At 64.7% G+C, this 17846-nt stretch carries 19 protein-coding genes and 1 tRNA gene; 9 read left to right on the top strand and 11 right to left on the bottom strand.

The genetic code is table 11. From position 1 onward, the window contains the following. Positions 1 to 65 precede the first annotated feature (65 nt). The 4 genes from J3E64_RS14385 to J3E64_RS14370 form a co-directional block, all read right to left on the bottom strand. Positions 66 to 950, bottom strand: coding sequence for a F0F1 ATP synthase subunit gamma (locus J3E64_RS14385; protein ID WP_253343714.1), 885 nt, complete (start codon positions 948 to 950; stop codon positions 66 to 68). A 54-nt stretch (positions 951 to 1004) separates the two neighbouring features. Then, positions 1005 to 2534 carry a F0F1 ATP synthase subunit alpha gene (gene atpA, locus J3E64_RS14380; RefSeq protein ID WP_253343713.1) on the bottom strand — a complete coding sequence of 510 codons (1530 nt, stop codon included), beginning with the start codon at positions 2532 to 2534 and terminating at the stop codon, positions 1005 to 1007. A gap of 12 nt (positions 2535 to 2546) precedes the next feature. Beyond that, positions 2547 to 3101 (bottom strand): F0F1 ATP synthase subunit delta, encoded by a 555-nt coding sequence (locus J3E64_RS14375; protein WP_253343827.1) that lies wholly within the window; start codon positions 3099 to 3101, stop codon positions 2547 to 2549. Between the two features lie 184 nt (positions 3102 to 3285). After that, the gene (locus J3E64_RS14370) at positions 3286 to 4833 is read right to left on the bottom strand and encodes a S1C family serine protease (RefSeq protein WP_253343711.1); all 1548 of its coding nucleotides are present in this window, start codon (positions 4831 to 4833) and stop codon (positions 3286 to 3288) included. A gap of 112 nt (positions 4834 to 4945) precedes the next feature. Here J3E64_RS14370 and ada point away from each other — a divergent pair, with 112 nt between their 5' ends. Both ada and J3E64_RS14360 read left to right on the top strand, forming a co-directional pair. Further along, positions 4946 to 6007, top strand: coding sequence for a bifunctional DNA-binding transcriptional regulator/O6-methylguanine-DNA methyltransferase Ada (ada, locus tag J3E64_RS14365; protein WP_253343710.1), 1062 nt, complete (start codon positions 4946 to 4948; stop codon positions 6005 to 6007). Between the two features lie 79 nt (positions 6008 to 6086). Then, positions 6087 to 7616 (top strand): DUF1570 domain-containing protein, encoded by a 1530-nt coding sequence (locus tag J3E64_RS14360; protein WP_253343708.1) that lies wholly within the window; start codon positions 6087 to 6089, stop codon positions 7614 to 7616. Here J3E64_RS14360 and J3E64_RS14355 read toward each other — a convergent pair. The 3 genes from J3E64_RS14355 to J3E64_RS14345 are packed head-to-tail and all read right to left on the bottom strand — an operon-like array spanning position 7573 to position 10607. Beyond that, the gene (locus J3E64_RS14355) at positions 7573 to 7740 is read right to left on the bottom strand and encodes a DUF1289 domain-containing protein (RefSeq protein ID WP_253343707.1); all 168 of its coding nucleotides are present in this window, start codon (positions 7738 to 7740) and stop codon (positions 7573 to 7575) included. The genes J3E64_RS14360 and J3E64_RS14355 overlap by 44 nt on opposite strands. Then, positions 7740 to 9908 carry a primosomal protein N' gene (locus J3E64_RS14350; protein WP_253343706.1) on the bottom strand — a complete coding sequence of 723 codons (2169 nt, stop codon included), beginning with the start codon at positions 9906 to 9908 and terminating at the stop codon, positions 7740 to 7742. Before J3E64_RS14350 ends, J3E64_RS14355 begins: the two co-directional genes overlap by 1 nt. Positions 9909 to 9953: 45 nt before the next feature. Next, positions 9954 to 10607: a DUF2490 domain-containing protein gene (locus J3E64_RS14345; protein ID WP_367398635.1), complete on the bottom strand. Its 654-nt coding sequence runs from the start codon at positions 10605 to 10607 to the stop codon at positions 9954 to 9956. A gap of 120 nt (positions 10608 to 10727) precedes the next feature. Here J3E64_RS14345 and fsa point away from each other — a divergent pair, with 120 nt between their 5' ends. Next, entirely contained in the window at positions 10728 to 11381 is a 654-nt protein-coding gene (fsa, locus tag J3E64_RS14340; RefSeq protein WP_253343705.1) for a fructose-6-phosphate aldolase, read from the top strand. Between the two features lie 70 nt (positions 11382 to 11451). Then, on the top strand, positions 11452 to 11790 hold the full coding sequence (locus tag J3E64_RS14335) for an antibiotic biosynthesis monooxygenase (protein ID WP_253343704.1): 339 nt from the start codon (positions 11452 to 11454) through the stop codon (positions 11788 to 11790). 98 nt (positions 11791 to 11888) lie between these two features. Here J3E64_RS14335 and J3E64_RS14330 read toward each other — a convergent pair. Next, positions 11889 to 11965 (bottom strand) — tRNA-Arg (locus tag J3E64_RS14330). A 69-nt stretch (positions 11966 to 12034) separates the two neighbouring features. Between J3E64_RS14330 and J3E64_RS14325 the strand changes: the two genes are divergently transcribed. Next, positions 12035 to 12754 (top strand): queuosine precursor transporter, encoded by a 720-nt coding sequence (locus J3E64_RS14325; RefSeq protein WP_253343703.1) that lies wholly within the window; start codon positions 12035 to 12037, stop codon positions 12752 to 12754. A 130-nt stretch (positions 12755 to 12884) separates the two neighbouring features. Next, complete coding sequence (locus J3E64_RS14320) at positions 12885 to 13772, top strand: GGDEF domain-containing protein (RefSeq protein WP_253343702.1); 888 nt, start codon at positions 12885 to 12887, stop codon at positions 13770 to 13772. On the opposite strand, the gene truA is transcribed toward J3E64_RS14320, so the two are convergent. Further along, entirely contained in the window at positions 13745 to 14521 is a 777-nt protein-coding gene (gene truA, locus J3E64_RS14315; protein ID WP_253343701.1) for a tRNA pseudouridine(38-40) synthase TruA, read from the bottom strand. The genes J3E64_RS14320 and truA overlap by 28 nt on opposite strands. Positions 14522 to 14539: 18 nt before the next feature. Further along, a complete protein-coding gene (fmt, locus tag J3E64_RS14310; RefSeq protein WP_253343700.1) occupies positions 14540 to 15448 on the bottom strand; it encodes a methionyl-tRNA formyltransferase in 909 nt (302 codons plus the stop codon). 53 nt (positions 15449 to 15501) lie between these two features. Here fmt and recR point away from each other — a divergent pair, with 53 nt between their 5' ends. The 3 genes from recR (at position 15502) to J3E64_RS14295 (ending at position 17131) form a co-directional block, all read left to right on the top strand. Then, entirely contained in the window at positions 15502 to 16098 is a 597-nt protein-coding gene (gene recR, locus J3E64_RS14305; RefSeq protein ID WP_253343699.1) for a recombination mediator RecR, read from the top strand. 86 nt (positions 16099 to 16184) lie between these two features. Continuing rightward, positions 16185 to 16715, top strand: coding sequence for a peptide deformylase (gene def, locus J3E64_RS14300; protein WP_253343698.1), 531 nt, complete (start codon positions 16185 to 16187; stop codon positions 16713 to 16715). A 47-nt stretch (positions 16716 to 16762) separates the two neighbouring features. Beyond that, positions 16763 to 17131 carry a DUF4214 domain-containing protein gene (locus J3E64_RS14295; protein ID WP_253343697.1) on the top strand — a complete coding sequence of 123 codons (369 nt, stop codon included), beginning with the start codon at positions 16763 to 16765 and terminating at the stop codon, positions 17129 to 17131. A gap of 12 nt (positions 17132 to 17143) precedes the next feature. Here J3E64_RS14295 and phoB read toward each other — a convergent pair whose 3' ends face one another. Next, a complete protein-coding gene (gene phoB / locus J3E64_RS14290; RefSeq protein WP_253343696.1) occupies positions 17144 to 17845 on the bottom strand; it encodes a phosphate regulon transcriptional regulator PhoB in 702 nt (233 codons plus the stop codon). Position 17846: the final 1 nt, after the last annotated feature.

The following is a 17846-nucleotide window of genomic DNA, read 5'->3' as shown; positions in this document are numbered from 1 at the left end:
TCTCGTGCCTCAATGTCCTGCCCATCCGCCTGAGATGCCAGCCTTCGCTGGCATGACGAATAGGGTCAAAGCGCCTCCGCGCCCGAGATGATTTCGACCAGTTCGGTGGTGATCGCGGCCTGACGGCTGCGGTTATACTGGATGGTCAGCTTGTTGATGAGGTCGCCGGCGTTGCGGGTCGCATTGTCCATGGCGGTCATCGACGCGCCCTGTTCGGATGCGTTGTTTTCCAGCAGCGCCTTGAAGATTTGCACCGTCACGTTGCGCGGCAGCAGGTCGTCCAGGATCGCTTCCTCGTTCGGCTCATATTCCACCGTCGCGCCGATGGCGTTGCGGTCGGCGTCGGCCGGGATCTTCACCGGGATGATCTGCTGTTCGGTCGGGATCTGCGCCAGCGCCGACTTGAAGCGCGAATAGAAGAGATGCGCGACGTCGAACTTGCCGTTCAGATACATGTCGGTCAGCTCATGCGCGATCGCCTGCGCCTGATTGAAGCCGGGTTCCTTGACGCCAGTGGTGTCATATTGCGCCACGATCTTGCCGGGATAGGTGCGGTTGATCACCGGGCGGCCCTTGCGACCGATCAGGTAGAACTGCACCTTCTTTCCGTCCAGTTCCAGCGCGCGTGCCTTGGCAAGCGCTGCCTTCACGATGTTGGCGTTGAACGCGCCGGCAAGGCCACGGTCGGAATTGGCGACGACCAGCAGATGGACGTCATCCTTGCCGGTGCCGGCAAGCAGCGGCGAAGCGCCTTCGCCCGATCCGCCCGCGATCTTCGACGCCAGGCTGGCGACGACCGCTTCCAAGCGACCCGAATAGGGGCGGGCCGCTTCCGCAGCGGCCTGCGCCTTGCGCAGCTTCGCGGCGGCGACCATCTGCTTCGCCTTGGTGATCTTCTGGGTCGATTTCACCGACCCGATGCGGATCTTCAGTTCCTTGAGGCTGGCCATTTCGAACCCTTCAAGTCGCCGTCCCGGACCGGCCGGGACGGCGCGTCACATATATCAAGCGAAGGTCTTGCCGAAGCTGTCGAGCGCGGTCTTCAGCTTGCCCTTGGCATCGTCGCCAAGATCCTTGCTGTCACGGATGGCAGCCAGAATATCGGCATGGTCGTGGCGCAGATAGGCGAGCATCAGCTCTTCATAGCGCGTCACGTCCTTGACCGCGACATTGTCCAGATAGCCGTTGGTGCCCGCGAAGATCGACGCGGTCTGCTCCTCGAAGGGCAGCGGCGAGAACTGGGCCTGCTTCAGCAGCTCGGTCAGACGCGCGCCGCGGTTCAGCAGCTTCTGGGTCGACGCATCGAGGTCCGAACCGAACTGGGCGAAGGCCGCCATTTCGCGATACTGCGCCAGCTCCAGCTTGATCGAGCCCGACACCTTCTTCATCGCCTTGGTCTGCGCGGCGGAGCCGACGCGCGACACCGACAGGCCGACGTTAATGGCCGGACGGATGCCCTGATAGAAGAGGTTGGTTTCGAGGAAGATCTGGCCGTCGGTGATCGAGATCACGTTGGTCGGGATATAGGCCGACACGTCGCCCGCCTGCGTTTCGATGATCGGCAGCGCGGTCAGCGAGCCTGCGCCGTTGGCGTCGTTCATCTTCGCGGCACGCTCCAGCAGGCGGCTGTGCAGGTAGAAAACGTCGCCCGGATAGGCTTCACGGCCCGGAGGACGACGCAGCAGCAGCGACATCTGGCGATAGGCGACGGCCTGCTTGGAAAGATCGTCATAGACGATCACGGCGTGCATGCCGTTGTCGCGGAAGAATTCGCCCATGGTGACGCCGGTATAGGGCGCCAGATACTGGAGCGGAGCGGGCTCGGACGCGGTCGCGGCGACGACGATGGAATATTCCATCGCGCCATTTTCCTCGAGCTGCTTGACGATCTGCGCGACGGTAGAGCGCTTCTGGCCGATCGCGACGTAGATGCAGTAGAGCTTCTTGCTCTCGTCATCGCCCGCGTTGATGCCCTTCTGGTTGATGAAGGTGTCGATCGCGACGGCGGTCTTGCCGGTCTGGCGGTCACCGATGATCAGCTCGCGCTGGCCACGGCCGACGGGGACGAGGGCGTCGATCGCCTTGAGGCCGGTCTGCACAGGTTCGTGCACCGACTTGCGGGGGATGATGCCCGGCGCCTTGACTTCCACGCGCTTGCGCTCGGTGTACTGGATCGGGCCCTTGCCGTCGATCGGGTTGCCGAGGCCGTCGACCACACGGCCAAGCAGGCCCCTGCCGACGGGGACGTCGACGATGGTGCCGGTGCGCTTGACGGTGTCGCCTTCCTTGATTTCGGCGTCCGAGCCGAAGATCACGACGCCGACATTGTCGGCTTCCAGGTTCAGCGCCATGCCCTGCACGCCGTTGGCGAACTCGACCATTTCGCCCGCCTGGACGTTGTCGAGGCCATGGACGCGGGCAATGCCGTCACCCACGGTCAGCACGGACCCGACTTCGCTGACCTGCGCTTCGGTGCCAAAATTGGCGATCTGGTCCTTGATGACCTTCGAAATTTCTGCGGCGTTGATATCCATGATTAAGCCTTCTTAGCCTTTCATCGCCGTGGCGAGCGAGTTCAGTCGGGTACGGATGGAACTGTCGATCATCTGGCTGCCGATCTTGACGACCAGCCCGCCCAGGATCGCCGGGTCGACCTTCGCATCGACCGCGACGTCGCGCCCCACGCGTGCCTTCAGGCTCTTGGCGAGGGCGGTGATCTGGGTCTTGGTGAGCGGACGCGCGCTGGTCACTTCGGCGCGGGCTTCGCCCCGATGATTGGACAATAGCGTTTCATAGGCGCGGATGACGGCGGGAAGCTGCGCGAGGCGCCTGTTCTGCGCCAGCACACCCAGGAAATTCGCCGTGAGTGCATCAAGGCCCATGGAAGATGCAACGGCGGCAATCGTCTTGCCGGCTGCGTCCCGGCTCAGAACAGGGCTGTTGATGAGGTCACGCAGGTCGCGCGATTCGCCCAGCGCCGCCTTCAGCGCGGCCAGGCTTTCCGCCACCGCGTCGAGTGCGCTCGCGTCGCGGGCCAGTTCGAACAGCGCCACCGCATAGCGGCCGCTGAGGCTGGCCTGAATACCGCCGGTAGTCTCCACGCGCTTACCGTCCTCCATCTGATTGCCGGTCATGCAAATAGAGGGCCCGGTCTGATGCCGTCCCGAACCCCTGTTGCCCGGCCGGTTAGCAGTCACCTTATGACTATGCAAGTCATGTGACACGATTCCGTCGATAGTCTTAAATTGCGGAGATTTGACCGTCTGCTTTCGCCTGGCGAATCGGTTATCCGGCCGCATCGGCGGGGGCAAGCCGGCCTTTCTGGCAATGATATACTATGCGTTCGTTGGGTTGGGCGGTCAGCAACGCGCCGATGTCAGATTCCAGTCCCGCGATACGGGTCAACCGGTCCGTGTCGGCGCCGCATCCCTTTGTCTCTTTGTCCTTCGCCAGGGCGCGGATCTTGTCCATCGTGCCGAGATCGGGCAGCCAGCGCTGGACACGCAGAATGCCTGTGGCGGGATCGAACTGGCTTTTCGACACGAAATTGCCGTCGGCCGGGACGAGGGTGCGCGCCCATTGCTGGCCAACGGATATATATTGCGTATCGCCATCGACGCAGCCGCCCTCCGCCCAGCCAAAGCCGATATCGCTGGGCTGGGACACGGTGAGGCGACTGCGATTCTGGTCGACCTTGCAAACATTGTCGCCATCCCAGGCAAAGGCGCCGTTCCCCACGATGCTCTTGTCCTCAGGCAATTTCACGCGCTCGTCGACGCTGGCGAAGCTGGGTTTCAGGAAGAACAGGCCTAGCGCCGCGAACAGGAATATGCCGCCGCCGGCCAGAAACCATGTCGCATGCCGTTCGCGGCCCTGGCTGTAGAACAGGCCGCCCGCGCCGAGGCCGAGCACCGCGAGGGCGAGCAGCACCGCTGCGCCCGCCATTGCATTTTCGCGTGCGGTGATGACTTCGCGTTCGGCGGCGTCGCGTGCGCGTCCCACAGCTTGTTCGCGCGCGTCAGCACTGGCGCGGTTCTTCTGCTCGCTCGCCTGGGCCTCGCGCTGGGTAATGGCCGCTTCTGCGGCGTCCGCTTCCGCGATGGAGCGGCAGGGAACGACGCTGTGCAGCGAGGAAACGCCCGCCTGTCGCAGGAAGGAGGCGATCTCACGCCATGACACGGCGAAGCCGAATTCCGCGTCGTTGCCGTCCGAGACCGACCCGAAGCTGTTGACGCCCAGCACCCGGCCGCAATCGTCGACCAGCGGACCGCCGCTGTTGCCGGCGGCAAGGGGGGCGGTGTGGAGCACCGTTTCGAAATTCCGGCTGGCCCGGCCGGAAGAGACGGTGCCACTGGTCTTTACGGTAGCCAGGGGCTCCACCAGTTGCTTGAGGCCCAGGCCCTGCGCGCGGTCGACCGTGCCGGGATAGCCGATGGCCGTGACATGCTGCCCGTCGCCGATCGCGCCGGCGTAGAATGTGCTGACCGGCAGGCTTCCCTCGTCCAGCTTCACGAGGGCAAGGTCGTTGCCAGGCGAATAGGCCATAATGCGCCCGCCATAGGTCTTCGTCCCTTCAGACGGGATGATGCCGATGACGAGATTCTTCTCCTCGCGTGCCAGTTCGACGACATGGGCGTTGGTCAGGATCTTGTCGGGCGCGACCGCGAAGCCGCTGCCATGGCCCACGAAATAGGCATCGGTCCCGTCGGTCGCGACCAGCACGACGCGCACCACCCCGCGCGCGGCGGCGGCGATATCCTGCTGTTCGGCATGGACGATGGCTGGCGCGATCAGCGCGATCAGCAGGGCGAGGCGACGAAGCAGGGCGACCATAGGTCGCGCATAGATATTGAAAGGCGGAGCAAGCGCAATCAGGAAAAGGTGAATCCTTTTGACAGCAAGACACGGGAAGCATGGCCTTGGCATCCGGTCTAGCCCATATTGCATGAACCAGATGACCCGCCTTGCGCCCTCCTCCACGCCGCCGATGCCGGACCCGGACACTTGCTGGCAGGCATTCCTACGCCGCGACCGGACGATGGATGGGCGGTTCGTGGGCTGCGTGTCGACCACGGGCATCTATTGCAAGCCCAGTTGCCCCGCGCGCCACCCAAGGCGGGACAATATGCGCTTCCTGCCGGACGGCACGGCGGCGCGGGCCGCGGGCTATCGCGCCTGCCTGCGCTGTCGCCCCGACGAACAGGGACGCGACCGGCAGGCGGTGCAGGCGGCGGTCGCCCTGATCGAGGCGGCGGAGGATGCTCCGCGGCTGGAAGCGCTGGCCGCTCATGTCGGCTATGCGCCCCATCATTTCCACCGCCTGTTCAAGCGCGAAACCGGCCTGACTCCCGCCGCATTCGCCCGCGCGATCCGCACCGAAAGGCTGAAGGACGCGCTGAGCGAGGGTGGCAGCGTCACCGCCGCGATCTACGAGGCGGGCTATAACGCGCCCAGCCGCGCCTATGCCGATGCGGCACGGCATCTGGGCATGACGCCCAGCGCATGGAAGGACGGGGGGCGCGGCGTTCGCATCCGCTGGTGCATCATCTCCACCAGCCTGGGGCCGATACTGGTCGCGGCGACTGACAAGGGATTGTGCCGGATCAGCTTCGACGAGGGCGGGGCGGACCTGCGCTCCCGTTTCCCCCATGCGGACCTGCAACCGGCGGATGCGGCGCTGGATGCGCTGGCGGGTGCCGTCGCCGCGCTGGTGGAAAATCCGGCGGCGGGCGCTGACTTGCCGGTCGATGTGGGCGGCACCGCCTTCCAGCAGGCGATCTGGGCGGCGCTGCGCGCGATCCCGCCTGGCGAAACGCGCAGCTATGGCGACATAGCGGCGGCAACCGGACGACCCGGCGCGGTGCGCGCCGCCGGCACGGCCTGCGGGAGCAACCATCTGGCCATAGTGATCCCCTGCCACCGTGTCGTGCGTGGAGACGGCGGCATGGGTGGCTATGCCTGGGGCGTGGAGCGCAAGCGAACCTTGCTGGCGCGAGAGGAGCAATAGACGGAAAATAAGAGTCTTTTCATCGTCATCGCGCTCAGTCACAACAGGCGCGGGGTCAAGTGGGGTGACGATGCGGCTAATGGGGTTTCGGATAGTCGCGGCGGCCGGACTGGCGCTTTTCGCCGCCGTGCCGGCACAGGCGGCCTGGTGGAAGGCGCAGAGCCGCCATTTCACCGTCTACAGCGAAGGCAATGACGAGAAGCTCAGGGACTTTGCCGAGCGGCTGGAAAAATTCGACTTCCTGCTGCGCAAGGTCACCGGGCTGAAAGATCCCGAAGCGGACAGCCCCGTCGAGGTCTTTTTGCTGTCGAACGACGCCAGGGTGAAGAAGCTGGCGCGCAATCCTAATCTGGCCGGTTTCTACACGACGTCGGATCGCGTCGCCTATGCCGTCCTGTCGCGCGAGAGCAAGTCGGGCAAGTTCGACTTCGGCGCCGAGGAAGTGCTGTTTCACGAATATACCCATCACTTCATGCTGCACCATTTCCCTGCCGCCTATCCGGCCTGGTATATCGAGGGTTTCGCGGAGTTTTTCTCGGTCGTGAAGTTCGCCAAGGACGGATCGATCGACTTCGGCAATGTGCCGATGGCGCGGGTGCCCGGCCTGGTGCTGGCTTCGCCCTATCCGCTCAAGAAATTGTTCGAAAGCGACACGGAAGGCCTGAACCGGATCGATGGCGACCGTTATTATGGCACGGCCTGGTTGCTGACCCATTATTTCCAATATGGGAAGGCGGAACGAAGACAGGAATTTATTAAATATCTCAACGATTTGGCCAAAGGCGTGGCGGACGTGCAGCCGGACACATATTTCGCTGGTGGCCTCGACGGGCTGGAAAAGGACGTGAAGGCCTATATGCGCCAGCGCCTGACTGCATCTCGTCTGACGCCCAGGGACATGACATTGGGGGCCATCGCGATAACGGCGGTCGATCCTGCACGCGGAGAGCTGATCGAGGACGAACTGCGGCTGCGCTATCGTCCCACGGCAGAGGAGCTGCCTGCCCTGATCGATGGTTTTCGTGCTGTGACGGTGACATATCCGGCAAGTGCCTATGCCTTTGCCCTGCTGGCCGATGCGGAATGGGAGGCCGAGCGTAAGGATGCGGCGCTGGCCGACGCCGACCGGGCGATCGCGATCGACCCGGCCATGTCGCGCGCTTATGCGACACGCGCGGAAGTGCTGTTGGAGCGCGCCTATGACAGCGACAAGGATGTCGACTGGAAGGCGGCATTGAGCGCCATCGTGAAGGCGAACCGCGCGGATACCGAGGACCCGGTGCCGCTCGCCCTGTTCTACCGTTATAATGCGATGCGCGGCGGCAAGATGCCCGACCTTGGTTATGACGGGCTCTACAAGGCGTTCACCCTGCTGCCGCAGAATCCGACCTATCGCATGAACTTCGCCCAGGCGGTGGCCGCGCGCGGCGATTACCGGGCGGCATCGCGGCTGCTCGATCCCATTGCCTATTCGCCGCATGCCTCGGGCATGCGCGAAGCGGCAATCAAGATGAAGGCCGCCTTCGACGCGCAGGCGGCCGGCAAGGATGTGGCAAGGGATGCGGTCAAGGCCGGCGAAGCGGCTGGAAATCCCGCACCCGCGCCATGACGGTGGCGCGCTGCGCGTCGGTCATGCCGCGCCAATGCACGATTTCCTCTATGGTCCGGCCGCAGCCGGTGCAGTGCCCGCGCGCCGCGTCGAGCGCGCAGAGGTTGCGGCACGGCGTTTCCATCACATGAAGCTGTAGGGATCGACGTCCACGGCGACGCGGGTTCCCGATTTCCATTGGATGTCGCCCAGCCAATCCCGGATTGCGGACTGGATGTCGATCTGGCGCGTGGCGTGCACCAGCAGGCGATGGCGGTGGCGGCCGCGCAGCACCGCCAGCGGGGCGGGGGCGGGGCCATAGACGCGCATCCCGTCGATCAACGGTGCGGACTTGCCGATCAGCCGGGCGGTCTGCGCGGCTTCGTCGGCATCCTCGCTGGATATGATGATGGCGGCGAAGCGGCCGAACGGCGGGGCGTTGGCGCGGCGGCGATTTTCGGTTTCGACGGCATAGAATCTCTCGGTGTCGCCATCCAGCAGCGCCTTGATGACCTGCGCCTCGGGCATGCGGGTCTGGATAAAGACGCGTCCGTGTTTCTCGCCGCGCCCCGCGCGCCCCGCAACCTGCATGATCTGCTGGAATGTGCGTTCGGCCGCGCGCAGGTCGCCACCCTCCAGCCCCAGATCCGCGTCGATCACGCCGACCAGCGTCAGATTGGGGAAATGATAGCCCTTGGTCACGAGTTGGGTGCCGATGATGATGTCTATCGCGCCGGCCTCCACCGACTTGACGAAATCGGCCACCCGGGCCGGCGACCACAATGTGTCGGACGTCACGATCGCGGTGCGCGCCTGTGGCCAGAGCGTTTTCACCTCATCGGCGATGCGTTCCACGCCCGGGCCGCAGGCGACCAGCGAATCCTCCTCCTTGCAGTCCGGACAGCGGCGCGGCGCGGGAACCACATGTCCGCAATGATGGCAGGCCAGGCGATGGGTCAGGCGGTGTTCCACCATCCAGGCGGTGCAGTTGGGGCACTGGAAGCGATAGCCGCAATGACGGCACAGCGTGAGCGGGGCATAGCCCCGGCGGTTGAGGAACAGCAGGCTCTGTTCGCCCCTTGCCATCGTCTCCTCGATCGCCGCGACTAGCGGCGGCGCAATCCAGCGGCCCCGCTCGGGCGGGTCGGTCAGCAGGTTGATGCCGTGAATGTCCGGCATTTCCGCTCCGCCATAGCGCGCGGGCAGGCGGATTTCGGCATAGCGCCCCAGTTCCACCTGGTGCCGCGTTTCGATCGCCGGTGTCGCCGATGCCAATATGACCGGAAATTGCTCGATCAGGCCCCGCATCACCGCCACGTCGCGGGCATGGTAATGGACGCCGTCTTCCTGCTTGAAACTCGTTTCATGCGCTTCGTCGACAACGATCAGTCCCAGGTCGGGGTAGGGGAGGAACAGGGCGGACCGGGCGCCGACCACGACCCGCGCCTGCCCCGACGCGATGGCGCGCCAGGCGCGCCGCCGCTCGGACTGGCGCAGGCCGCTGTGCCAGCTTACCGGAACCGTGCCGAAGCGCATCTCGAACCGTTCGAGAAACGGCTCCGTCAGGGCGATTTCGGGAAGAAGGACCAGTACCTGCCGATCGGACCTGATGGCGGCGGCGATCGCCTCGAAATAAACCTCCGTCTTGCCCGATCCGGTGACGCCGTCGAGCAGGAACGGCGCGAACATGCCCGCGCGCACGGCATCGGCCATGGTGGTCGCGGCGTTGGACTGCGCGTCGGACAGGCGGGGCGGTGCGTAGTCCGGATCAGGCATGGGGAAGGGCGTGTCGACGCTGACCTCCACCGGCTCGAAAATATCCTGCTTGATCAGGCCGCGAATCACCGCGTCGCTCACGCCGCCGATCATGGCCAGTTCGCGGATCAGTCCCTGGCGTTCGCCGATCCGCTCCAGCGCCTGCGCGCGCTGCTCGGTCATCCGGTCGGGCAGCGCGCCGGTCGCGTGATATTCGATGACGGTGCGTGCGCCTTCCAGCGCCGCCATGGAAGAAAGCGCCATTCGCAGCACGGCGGCGGGCGGCGCGAGATAATAGTCCGCCGTCCATTCGATCAGGCGGCGCAGCGACCCGGCCAGGGGCGGCGCGTCGACCACCTCGACAAGGTTGCGCAGCCTGTTGTCGCCGACCGTGTCGACGTCGGGAAAACTGTCCTCTTCCCACACCACGCCGATGATCTGGCGCGGACCAAGCGGCGCGACGACGATGCTTCCGGGCTCTACCCGCATCTCGTGCGGCACGCGATAGTCGAGCGGGCCGAGGGCGGCGTTGAGCAGGAGGACACGGGCGCGGGCCATGCGTCCGTCCTTAGCCCTTCGCGCGGCGCTGGCAAATGGCGCGGATCAGAGCCGCCAGTTGAAGGAGAGCCAGGGCAGGTGATTGACGGTGTCGGGCCGCCCGTCCCGGATATTCTGCTGACGCATGTAGAGCAGTTGGGCGTCGAGAGTCTTGCTCAGCCGTCGGCGCAGGCCCGCTTGCAGGCGGAACGTCGCGAGCCCCGTCCTGTCGCCTGGCCGGGCGCGGTTTAAATTGAAGAAGGCCTCGCCCGCGCCCACGGCCGACCATGTCCTCGCGCCGTTCAGCGGGATCGTCAGTTGCACCCTTTCGCGCAGGCGCCAGACGGCGTTGTCGGCATAGTCGAAGAAACGCTGTTCCAGCCGCGTGCGGCTCTGCAAAGGGCCATGGGTTACGGTTAGCTGCTGATGAAAGCGCATTTCCTGGTCGGCCTCGCTCTTCACATAGGCGAAGCCGCCGCCGATCTGCACTTTCGGCACGATTTCGTGATCCCACGTCACGCGCTGCAGAAACTGTTCGCCGCCGCTGCTTGTATCCGAACGCGCTCGCTGGCTGGCGTCGATCGTTACGGTATCTGTGTCGCTAGCCTTGATGCTGATCGATTCCGACAGCCATGCCTGCACATCCTCGGTGGCCGCGTGCGCGGCAGGCGGAAGGGCCAGCATCGAAACGCAGCACAGCAACGCAAGGATACGCATCATTTATCCTTTGGAAAGGTGCAGGCGCCTTAATCTGCTCTCGCGCAGGAGGCAATCGCCGCTGCATTGGCGAATCCGGGCGCCAGCGGCTAAAGGAAGCCGACTCGCTATCCGGAGCATCCCATGAAATTCTTCGTCGACACCGCCGACACCGCCGAAATCCGTGAGCTGGCCGCGACCGGCCTGCTGGACGGCGTCACCACCAACCCGTCCCTGATTCACAAATCGGGCCGCAAGTTCATGGAAGTGGTCGAGGAAATCTGCGGCATCGTGGATGGTCCCGTCTCCGCCGAAGTCGTCGCCATGGACCATGAGACGATGATGAAGGAAGCGGACATCCTTCGGAAGATCGCCGACAATGTCTGCATCAAGGTGCCGCTGACCATCGACGGCCTCAAGACCTGCAAGGCACTGACCGACGATGGCACGCTGGTCAACGTGACGCTCTGCTTTTCCGCCAACCAGGCGCTGCTGGCCGCAAAGGCCGGGGCCAGCTTCATTTCGCCCTTCGTCGGCCGCCATGACGATAACAGCTTCGACGGGATCAAGCTGATCGAGGACATTCGCCTGATCTACGACAATTACGCCTTCGAGACGGAAATCCTGGCGGCCTCGCTGCGCCACCCGATCCATGTGCTGGAATGCGCCAAGATCGGTGCGGACGTGATGACGGCGCCCCCCGCGGTCATCAAGATGCTGTCCCGGCATGTGCTGACGGACAAGGGGCTGGAAGGATTCGCCGCCGACTGGGCGAAGACCGGCCAGACCATCCTCTGAACCGCGCTAGCCGGGCGCTGGAACTCGCGCCCGACCCGGCCTATTCTCCCGTATGAAGAGGAGAGAGCCGATGTTCGTTGCGGTCTACTGGTGGCGCGTCCACCCCGGCAAGGAAGCGCAGTTTCGCGCGGCATGGCGACGCGGCACCGAACTGATACGGGAAAGATATGGCAGCTACGGATCGCGGCTGCATCGCGACGGCGACGGCCGCTTCGTGGGATATGCCGAATGGCCGGACGAGGCGACGTGGCGCGCGGCATTCGACCGCAAGATGGTGTACGATGATCCGGAGACGCGCGCCGCCTTTGTCGATGCCGTCAGTGAAGTGCCGCCCGATGCCGATCCGATCTTCACCATGACGGTGACCGACGACCTGCTTGACCGCGGCGGAAAGGATGTTCCCCGTTGAGCCGCGATCCAGACAAGCCGGATTTCGGATTCCTGTGGTTTTCGCTGCTCCTGACCGTCATCGGCCTGGCCGTTGTCGTGGTCTATGGCGGCTGAGAATGGCGACCCCGGCAGGATTCGAACCTGCGACCATTCGCTTAGAAGGCGAATGCTCTATCCGGCTGAGCTACGGGGCCGTGCGGGTGCGGCGATAGCGGGGCATCGGGCCGCTTGCAATCGTTCGGCCAACCGATAAGCAGGATGGCATGAGCGAAGGGGCTATTGATCGGGTCGATGCGGTTGCGCTGGGGGCGCGTCCGCTGCGCTATTACGACTTCTTCATGGCGGCCTTCGTCGCCATATTGCTGCTGTCCAACCTTATCGGTGCGGCGAAGCTTTCGACGCTTGGTGGCTTCACCTTCGGGGCCGGCATCCTCTTCTTCCCGCTGGGCTATGTACTGGGCGACGTGCTGACCGAGGTCTATGGCTATGCCCGCGCGCGTCGCTGCGTCTGGGCCGGTTTCGCGGCTATGCTGTTCATGGCCCTGATGAGCTGGGTCGTGGTCGCGCTGCCGCCGGCGATCGGCTGGCCCGACCAGAGCGCCTATGAGGCCGTGTTCGGCGCCACCTGGCGTATCGTCTTCGCTTCCGTAACCGCATTCTGGGCCGGGGAATTCGCCAACAGCTTCGTCCTGTCGAAGATGAAATTGCTGACGGAGGGCCGGCATCTGTGGATGCGCACGATCGGCTCCACCATCGTCGGACAGGGCGCGGACAGCCTGATCTTCTATCCGCTCGCTTTTTACGGGGTGTGGAGCAACGGGCAAGTGCTGACCGTGATGGTCACCAACTGGGCGCTCAAGGTCGGCTGGGAGGCTGTGCTGACACCGGTCACCTATGCGGTGGTCGGTTTCGTCAAGCGGCGCGAGGGGCTCGACATTTACGATCATGGCACCAATTTCACGCCATTTCGCGCAAGCCTTTGAAAAATTATGATTGAAGGCGGATCAATGTAAAGGCCTGTTTACCTTTTTCTCCACAATGGGGGACATGAGCAGGCAGTCACATTGGCAGTTTTCTCCGTCGTCGGTACGCAGCGTCTTTCGACCGGCGTCCATGCCCGATCCGGAAATGGCAGCCGACCTTGCACGGTTGCAACGGCGCTTCGCCGCAACCTTCGACCATGCGCCGGTCGGTATCGCCCATGTGGGGCTCAATGGTGAGTTCCTCCTCGTCAATCCGCGCTTCTGTGAGATCAGCGGACATGATGCGGACACGCTGATACGCACGGGCTTTCAGCAGATTACCCATCCTGACGATCTGACGGCCGACGAGGCGCTGCTCGTGCGCCTGAACGCAGGTGAAATCGCGCGCTATTCGATGGAAAAGCGCTATATCCGCGCCGATGGCACGATGATCTGGATCAACCTGACGGTCGCCATGGTGCGCGACGAGGATGGTGCCCCCGATTTTTACCTCGCCGTGATCGAGGATCTCTCGGAATTGCGCCAGGCCAGTTTCGAGGCGATCCACGACCCGCTGACCGGATTGCTCAACCGGCGCGGCTTTGCCGCGCGCGCCAAGGATATGCTGACCGCGGCGACACGCGCCGGGCGGAGTGCCAGCCTCCTTTTCCTGGACCTGGACGGCTTCAAGGTGCTGAACGACACTTTGGGTCACGCGGCCGGGGATATGTGCCTGATCGACGTGGCCCGGCTGCTGGAGGCCGAAGTCCATGCCGGAGACATCGCGGCGCGGATCGGCGGCGATGAGTTTCTGCTGCTGTTGGCGGAGCGCGCGGAACAGGACGCGCAGATCATCGGCGAAAGGGTGTGCGAGACGCTCGCCGCATACGGCATGGGTGTGAGCGGCAGCTTCGGCCTCGTGTCCATGGAAGCACCCGATCCCGCCGACCTCGATCGCCTGATTGCCTGCGCCGACGATGCCATGCGCGCGGCGAAACGGGCCGGCAAGAATCAGCTCTGGGTTGCGGCCTTCATCTGAAGGCAATGCTCGGGATAGTCGGCGCGCACGAAATACAGGCCGTCGGGCGGCGCGTTCAGCGCCAGCGCGCTGCGATCGCGCGCTTCCAGCGCATCGCCAAGATCATGCGCGCTCCAGCGGTTCATGCCGACCATTGCCAGGCACCCGACCATGGACCGGACCTGATGGTGCAGGAAGGACCGGGCGGCGGCGTGGATGATCACCCGATCGCCCTCGCGGGCGACATCCAGCCTGTCGAGTGACTTGACCGGACTGTCCGCCTGGCAATGGGCCGACCGGAAGGTCGTGAAATCGTGCCGCCCTACCAGTAGTTGCGCGGCTCGATGCATCGCATCCGCGTCGAGCGGCTGGATCACGCGCCATGTCAGACCCTGTTCGAAGGTAAGCGGCGCGCGTCGGTTGGCGATACGGTAGACATAGGACCTGCCGGTGCAGGAAAAGCGGGCATGCCAGTCCTTGGGCACAGCGTCGCAGGCAAGGATCGCAACCGGATGCGGGCGCATCCGCGCGTTGAGAGCCTCCATCAGCCGGAACGGGGCTAAATCCTTGTCGATGTCGGCATGAGCCCGCATCGCAAGGCCGTGGACCCCGGCATCGGTGCGTCCGGCCGCATGCACGGCGACCCGTTCCCCGGTCACGGCGAAGATCGCGTCCTCGATCGTCTGTTGCACGCTCGGCCCATGCGCCTGCCGCTGCCAACCCATGAAGGGTCGGCCGTCAAATTCGACGGTGAAGGCGACCCGGCTCATGCGGGCATCCGGCAGCCGTCAGTCATCCACCCGGCTCCCCGCGGGCATGTCATAGCCCCGCAATAATTCGCCCGCGTTCATCGCGCCCTTGCCCGCCCGCTGGATGACCGTGGGACGGATCGCGTCATGGCCGCATCCTATCAGCAGGCTGTCGTCCAGCAACGTGCCCGGCGTGCCTGCATGATGTTCGACATGGGCGGCCAGGATCCGGAAACGCTCGCCGCGATATTGGAAAAAGGCACCGGGAAAGGGATTGAAGGCACGCACCTGGCGCTCGACCTGATGCGCGTCGCGGGTGAAATCGATCCGGGCTTCGGCCTTGTCGATCTTGGCGGCATAGGTAACGCCCTCGTCGGGTTGCGTCATGGGCGGGTGAAGCGACAGGTCCTCCAGTACCTCCAGCATGAGTTGGGCGCCCGCCTTCGCCAGTTCGGCGGTCAGCATCCCGCCGGTCTTGTCCTCGACCGGCGTGACATGCTTGGCGCGCATCGGCCCGGTGTCGAGCCCTGCCTCCATATCCATGATGGTCACGCCGGTCACATTGTCACCCGACAGGATCGCGCGCTGGATGGGCGCCGCGCCGCGCCAGCGCGGCAGCAGGGACGCATGAATGTTCATGCAGCCATGGCGCGGCATGGCAAGGATCGCGCCTGGCAGGATCAATCCGTAGGCCGCGACGACCGCGACATCGGCGTCCAGCGCGGCGAACGCGGTCTGCACCCCGGCGTCCTTGAGCGACACGGGCGTGCGTACCTCGATGCCCAGTTCCTCGGCGCGCGCCTGCACCGGCGAAGGGCGCAGCGCCTTGCCGCGCCCGGCAGGACGGGGCGGCTGGCTGTAGGCCGCGACGATGTCGTGGCCCGCCCTGGCCAGACTGTCGAGCGCCGGCACGGCGAATTCGGGGGTCCCCATGTAGATAATACGCATGATATGCCCTCAAAGCCCTTGTCTCTCCCAGTTGCAACACTTTATCTCGGTCCATGGCTTCACCCGAAATAGAGGCGCTTACGCAGGCGCTGTCCCGGTTGCCGGGCCTTGGCCCCCGGTCCGCGCGGCGCGCGGTGCTGCACTTGCTGAAGCGGCGCGAAGCCGCGATGGAACCGTTGCTGCGTGCGCTGGAAAAGGTGAACGACCGACTGGTCACCTGCGGGGTTTGCGGCAATGTGGACACGGTCGATCCCTGCGGCATCTGTGCCGATTCCCGGCGCGATGGTCGTGCCCTGTGCGTTGTCGAGGATGTGTCCGACCTCTGGGCACTGGATCGGTCGCGCCTGTTTCCGGGTCGCTTTCATGTGCTGGGCGGCCGCCTGTCGGCGCTGGAAGGCGTGCGACCGGAGGATCTTGCCATCGACGGGCTCGTCGCGCGGGTCGAGGCAGGCGGCATCGACGAGGTCGTGCTGGCCATGAACGCCACGCTGGAGGGGCAGACCACCGCCCATTACCTTGCCGAACGGCTGGAGCGATTCCCGGTGCGCCTGACCCAGTTGGCGCATGGCGTGCCGGTTGGCGGAGAGCTGGATTATCTCGACGAAGGCACGCTGGCGCAGGCCCTGCGTGCACGCCGGCCCGTGGGCTGACACAGCGCGGGAAACCGGTCCGCCGGGCATCGCCGGGGATATGCGGATCGCTTGATATCGCGCTGCGTTCCGCCTATGTTCGGGCCATGGCGATATTACCGATCCTTGAAGCGCCCGATCCTCGGCTGCGCACCATTTCGACGCCGGTCGACGCGATCGACGGCGACCTGCAACAGCTGATCGACGACATGTTCGAAACCATGTACGCGGCGCCCGGGATCGGCCTGGCCGCCATCCAGGTCGGCGTGCCCAAGCGGGTGTTGGTCATCGACCTGCAGGAACCGGAATCGGACGAGGAGGGGGCGCCGCCGGTCAAGAAACCGATGGTCTTCATCAATCCGGAGGTTCTCAAGGGTTCCGAAGACCTGTCGGTCTATAATGAAGGCTGCCTTTCGGTGCCGGACCAGTTCGCCGAGGTGGAGCGTCCCGCCTCCATCCGTGCAAGCTGGATGGACCGGGAAGGGCGCATTCACGAGCAGCAGCTCGACGGCTTGCTCGCCACCTGCCTCCAGCATGAGATGGACCATCTGGAGGGGATCTTGTTCATCGACCATCTGTCGCGCCTGAAACGCGACATGCTGCTCAAAAAGCTGAGCAAGGCGCGCAAGGCGGCTTGAGTCGATCGTGTAACGGTCTACGCTCTTCGACTCGGGAGGGCGTGGCCATGGCGAGTCGGCATTCCGAGATTGATATTTTCGTTGCAACGCGTCCGGCGCAGTCGGCACAGCAATTGATGCGCACGGATGGGGAATTATTCGTGCGCTGGGCTTATGTCACCCTGCTCGGCCGATTGCCCGAGGAGGAAGGGCTTGCTTTCTACCTTCGCCGGATGGGTGAAGGGAAAACCAAGACCAGCGTGCTCAAGCAGATCAGCCGTTCGCCGGAGGGACGCGCCTATGGCCTCCATCTGCCGGGTCTGGAAGCCGCGGTGCGCCGCGCGGCGCTCAAGCGTGCGCCGGTGATCGGGCCGGTCTATCGCTGGCTGCTGGGGAGCGCGCCGGTCAAGCGCCTGCCGGCTCCCCGCCTGCACTGACCCCCCGCTCGGTCAGGCCACGCCGTCAGTGTCGAGGGCATAGCCGGCGGAGCGGACCGTGCGGATGATGTCCTGATATTGCCCGTCGGCGTTGATCGCCTTGCGCAGGCGACGGATGTGCACATCCACCGTGCGCAGTTCGATGTCGCTGTCCTGGCCCCACACGCTGTCGAGCAGCCGCTCGCGCGAAAAAACCCAGCCGGGATGCTCCAGAAAATGCTTGAGCAGACGGAACTCCGTGGGGCCAAGCGGAATGACCTGTCCCCCGCGCCGTACCTTGTGGCCGACCGTGTCCATCTCGACATCGGCGAAGGTCAGCGTCTCGCCGGCCAGCGCCGGCCGCACGCGCCGCAGCACCGCGCCGACGCGCGCCACCAGTTCTCGGGGAGAAAAAGGCTTGGTCACATAATCGTCGGCACCGGTTTCCAGGCCGCGCACGCGGTCCTCCTCCTCGCCGCGCGCGGTCAGCATGATGATCGGCACGTTGGCGGTGCCGGTCATCCGGCGAAGGCGCCGGCATACCTCGATACCGGACAGGCTTTCGACCATCCAGTCGAGCAGCACGATGTCGGGCACATTTTCCTGCGCCATCAGCAGCGCTTCCTCACCATCGACCGTGTGCGCGACCTCGAAATCCTCGCGCTTGAAATGCCAGATCAGCAGTTCCGCGAGCGCGGCGTCATCCTCCACCAGCAGCATCTTGGCCCGTGCCATG

This window comes from Sphingobium sp. OAS761 (assembly GCF_024168485.1).
In the GTDB taxonomy this organism is placed as follows: Bacteria; Pseudomonadota; Alphaproteobacteria; order Sphingomonadales; family Sphingomonadaceae; genus Sphingobium.
This window is presented reverse-complemented; position numbering and strand designations above follow the sequence as displayed.

Bases quoted from the DNA above. Each gene is read 5' to 3' on its own strand.
- J3E64_RS14385 (WP_253343714.1), bottom strand. From the start codon at position 950: ATGGCCAGCCTCAAGGAACTGAAGATCCGCATCGGGTCGGTGAAATCG.
- atpA (WP_253343713.1), bottom strand. From the start codon at position 2,534: ATGGATATCAACGCCGCAGAAATTTCGAAGGTCATCAAGGACCAGATC.
- J3E64_RS14370 (WP_253343711.1), bottom strand. From the start codon at position 4,833: ATGGTCGCCCTGCTTCGTCGCCTCGCCCTGCTGATCGCGCTGATCGCG.
- ada (WP_253343710.1), top strand. From the start codon at position 4,946: ATGAACCAGATGACCCGCCTTGCGCCCTCCTCCACGCCGCCGATGCCG.
- J3E64_RS14360 (WP_253343708.1), top strand. From the start codon at position 6,087: ATGGGGTTTCGGATAGTCGCGGCGGCCGGACTGGCGCTTTTCGCCGCC.
- J3E64_RS14355 (WP_253343707.1), bottom strand. From the start codon at position 7,740: ATGGAAACGCCGTGCCGCAACCTCTGCGCGCTCGACGCGGCGCGCGGG.
- J3E64_RS14350 (WP_253343706.1), bottom strand. From the start codon at position 9,908: ATGGCCCGCGCCCGTGTCCTCCTGCTCAACGCCGCCCTCGGCCCGCTC.
- J3E64_RS14345 (WP_367398635.1), bottom strand. From the start codon at position 10,607: ATGATGCGTATCCTTGCGTTGCTGTGCTGCGTTTCGATGCTGGCCCTT.
- fsa (WP_253343705.1), top strand. From the start codon at position 10,728: ATGAAATTCTTCGTCGACACCGCCGACACCGCCGAAATCCGTGAGCTG.
- J3E64_RS14335 (WP_253343704.1), top strand. From the start codon at position 11,452: ATGTTCGTTGCGGTCTACTGGTGGCGCGTCCACCCCGGCAAGGAAGCG.
- J3E64_RS14325 (WP_253343703.1), top strand. From the start codon at position 12,035: ATGAGCGAAGGGGCTATTGATCGGGTCGATGCGGTTGCGCTGGGGGCG.
- J3E64_RS14320 (WP_253343702.1), top strand. From the start codon at position 12,885: ATGCCCGATCCGGAAATGGCAGCCGACCTTGCACGGTTGCAACGGCGC.
- truA (WP_253343701.1), bottom strand. From the start codon at position 14,521: ATGAGCCGGGTCGCCTTCACCGTCGAATTTGACGGCCGACCCTTCATG.
- fmt (WP_253343700.1), bottom strand. From the start codon at position 15,448: ATGCGTATTATCTACATGGGGACCCCCGAATTCGCCGTGCCGGCGCTC.
- recR (WP_253343699.1), top strand. From the start codon at position 15,502: ATGGCTTCACCCGAAATAGAGGCGCTTACGCAGGCGCTGTCCCGGTTG.
- def (WP_253343698.1), top strand. From the start codon at position 16,185: ATGGCGATATTACCGATCCTTGAAGCGCCCGATCCTCGGCTGCGCACC.
- J3E64_RS14295 (WP_253343697.1), top strand. From the start codon at position 16,763: ATGGCGAGTCGGCATTCCGAGATTGATATTTTCGTTGCAACGCGTCCG.
- phoB (WP_253343696.1), bottom strand. From the start codon at position 17,845: ATGGCACGGGCCAAGATGCTGCTGGTGGAGGATGACGCCGCGCTCGCG.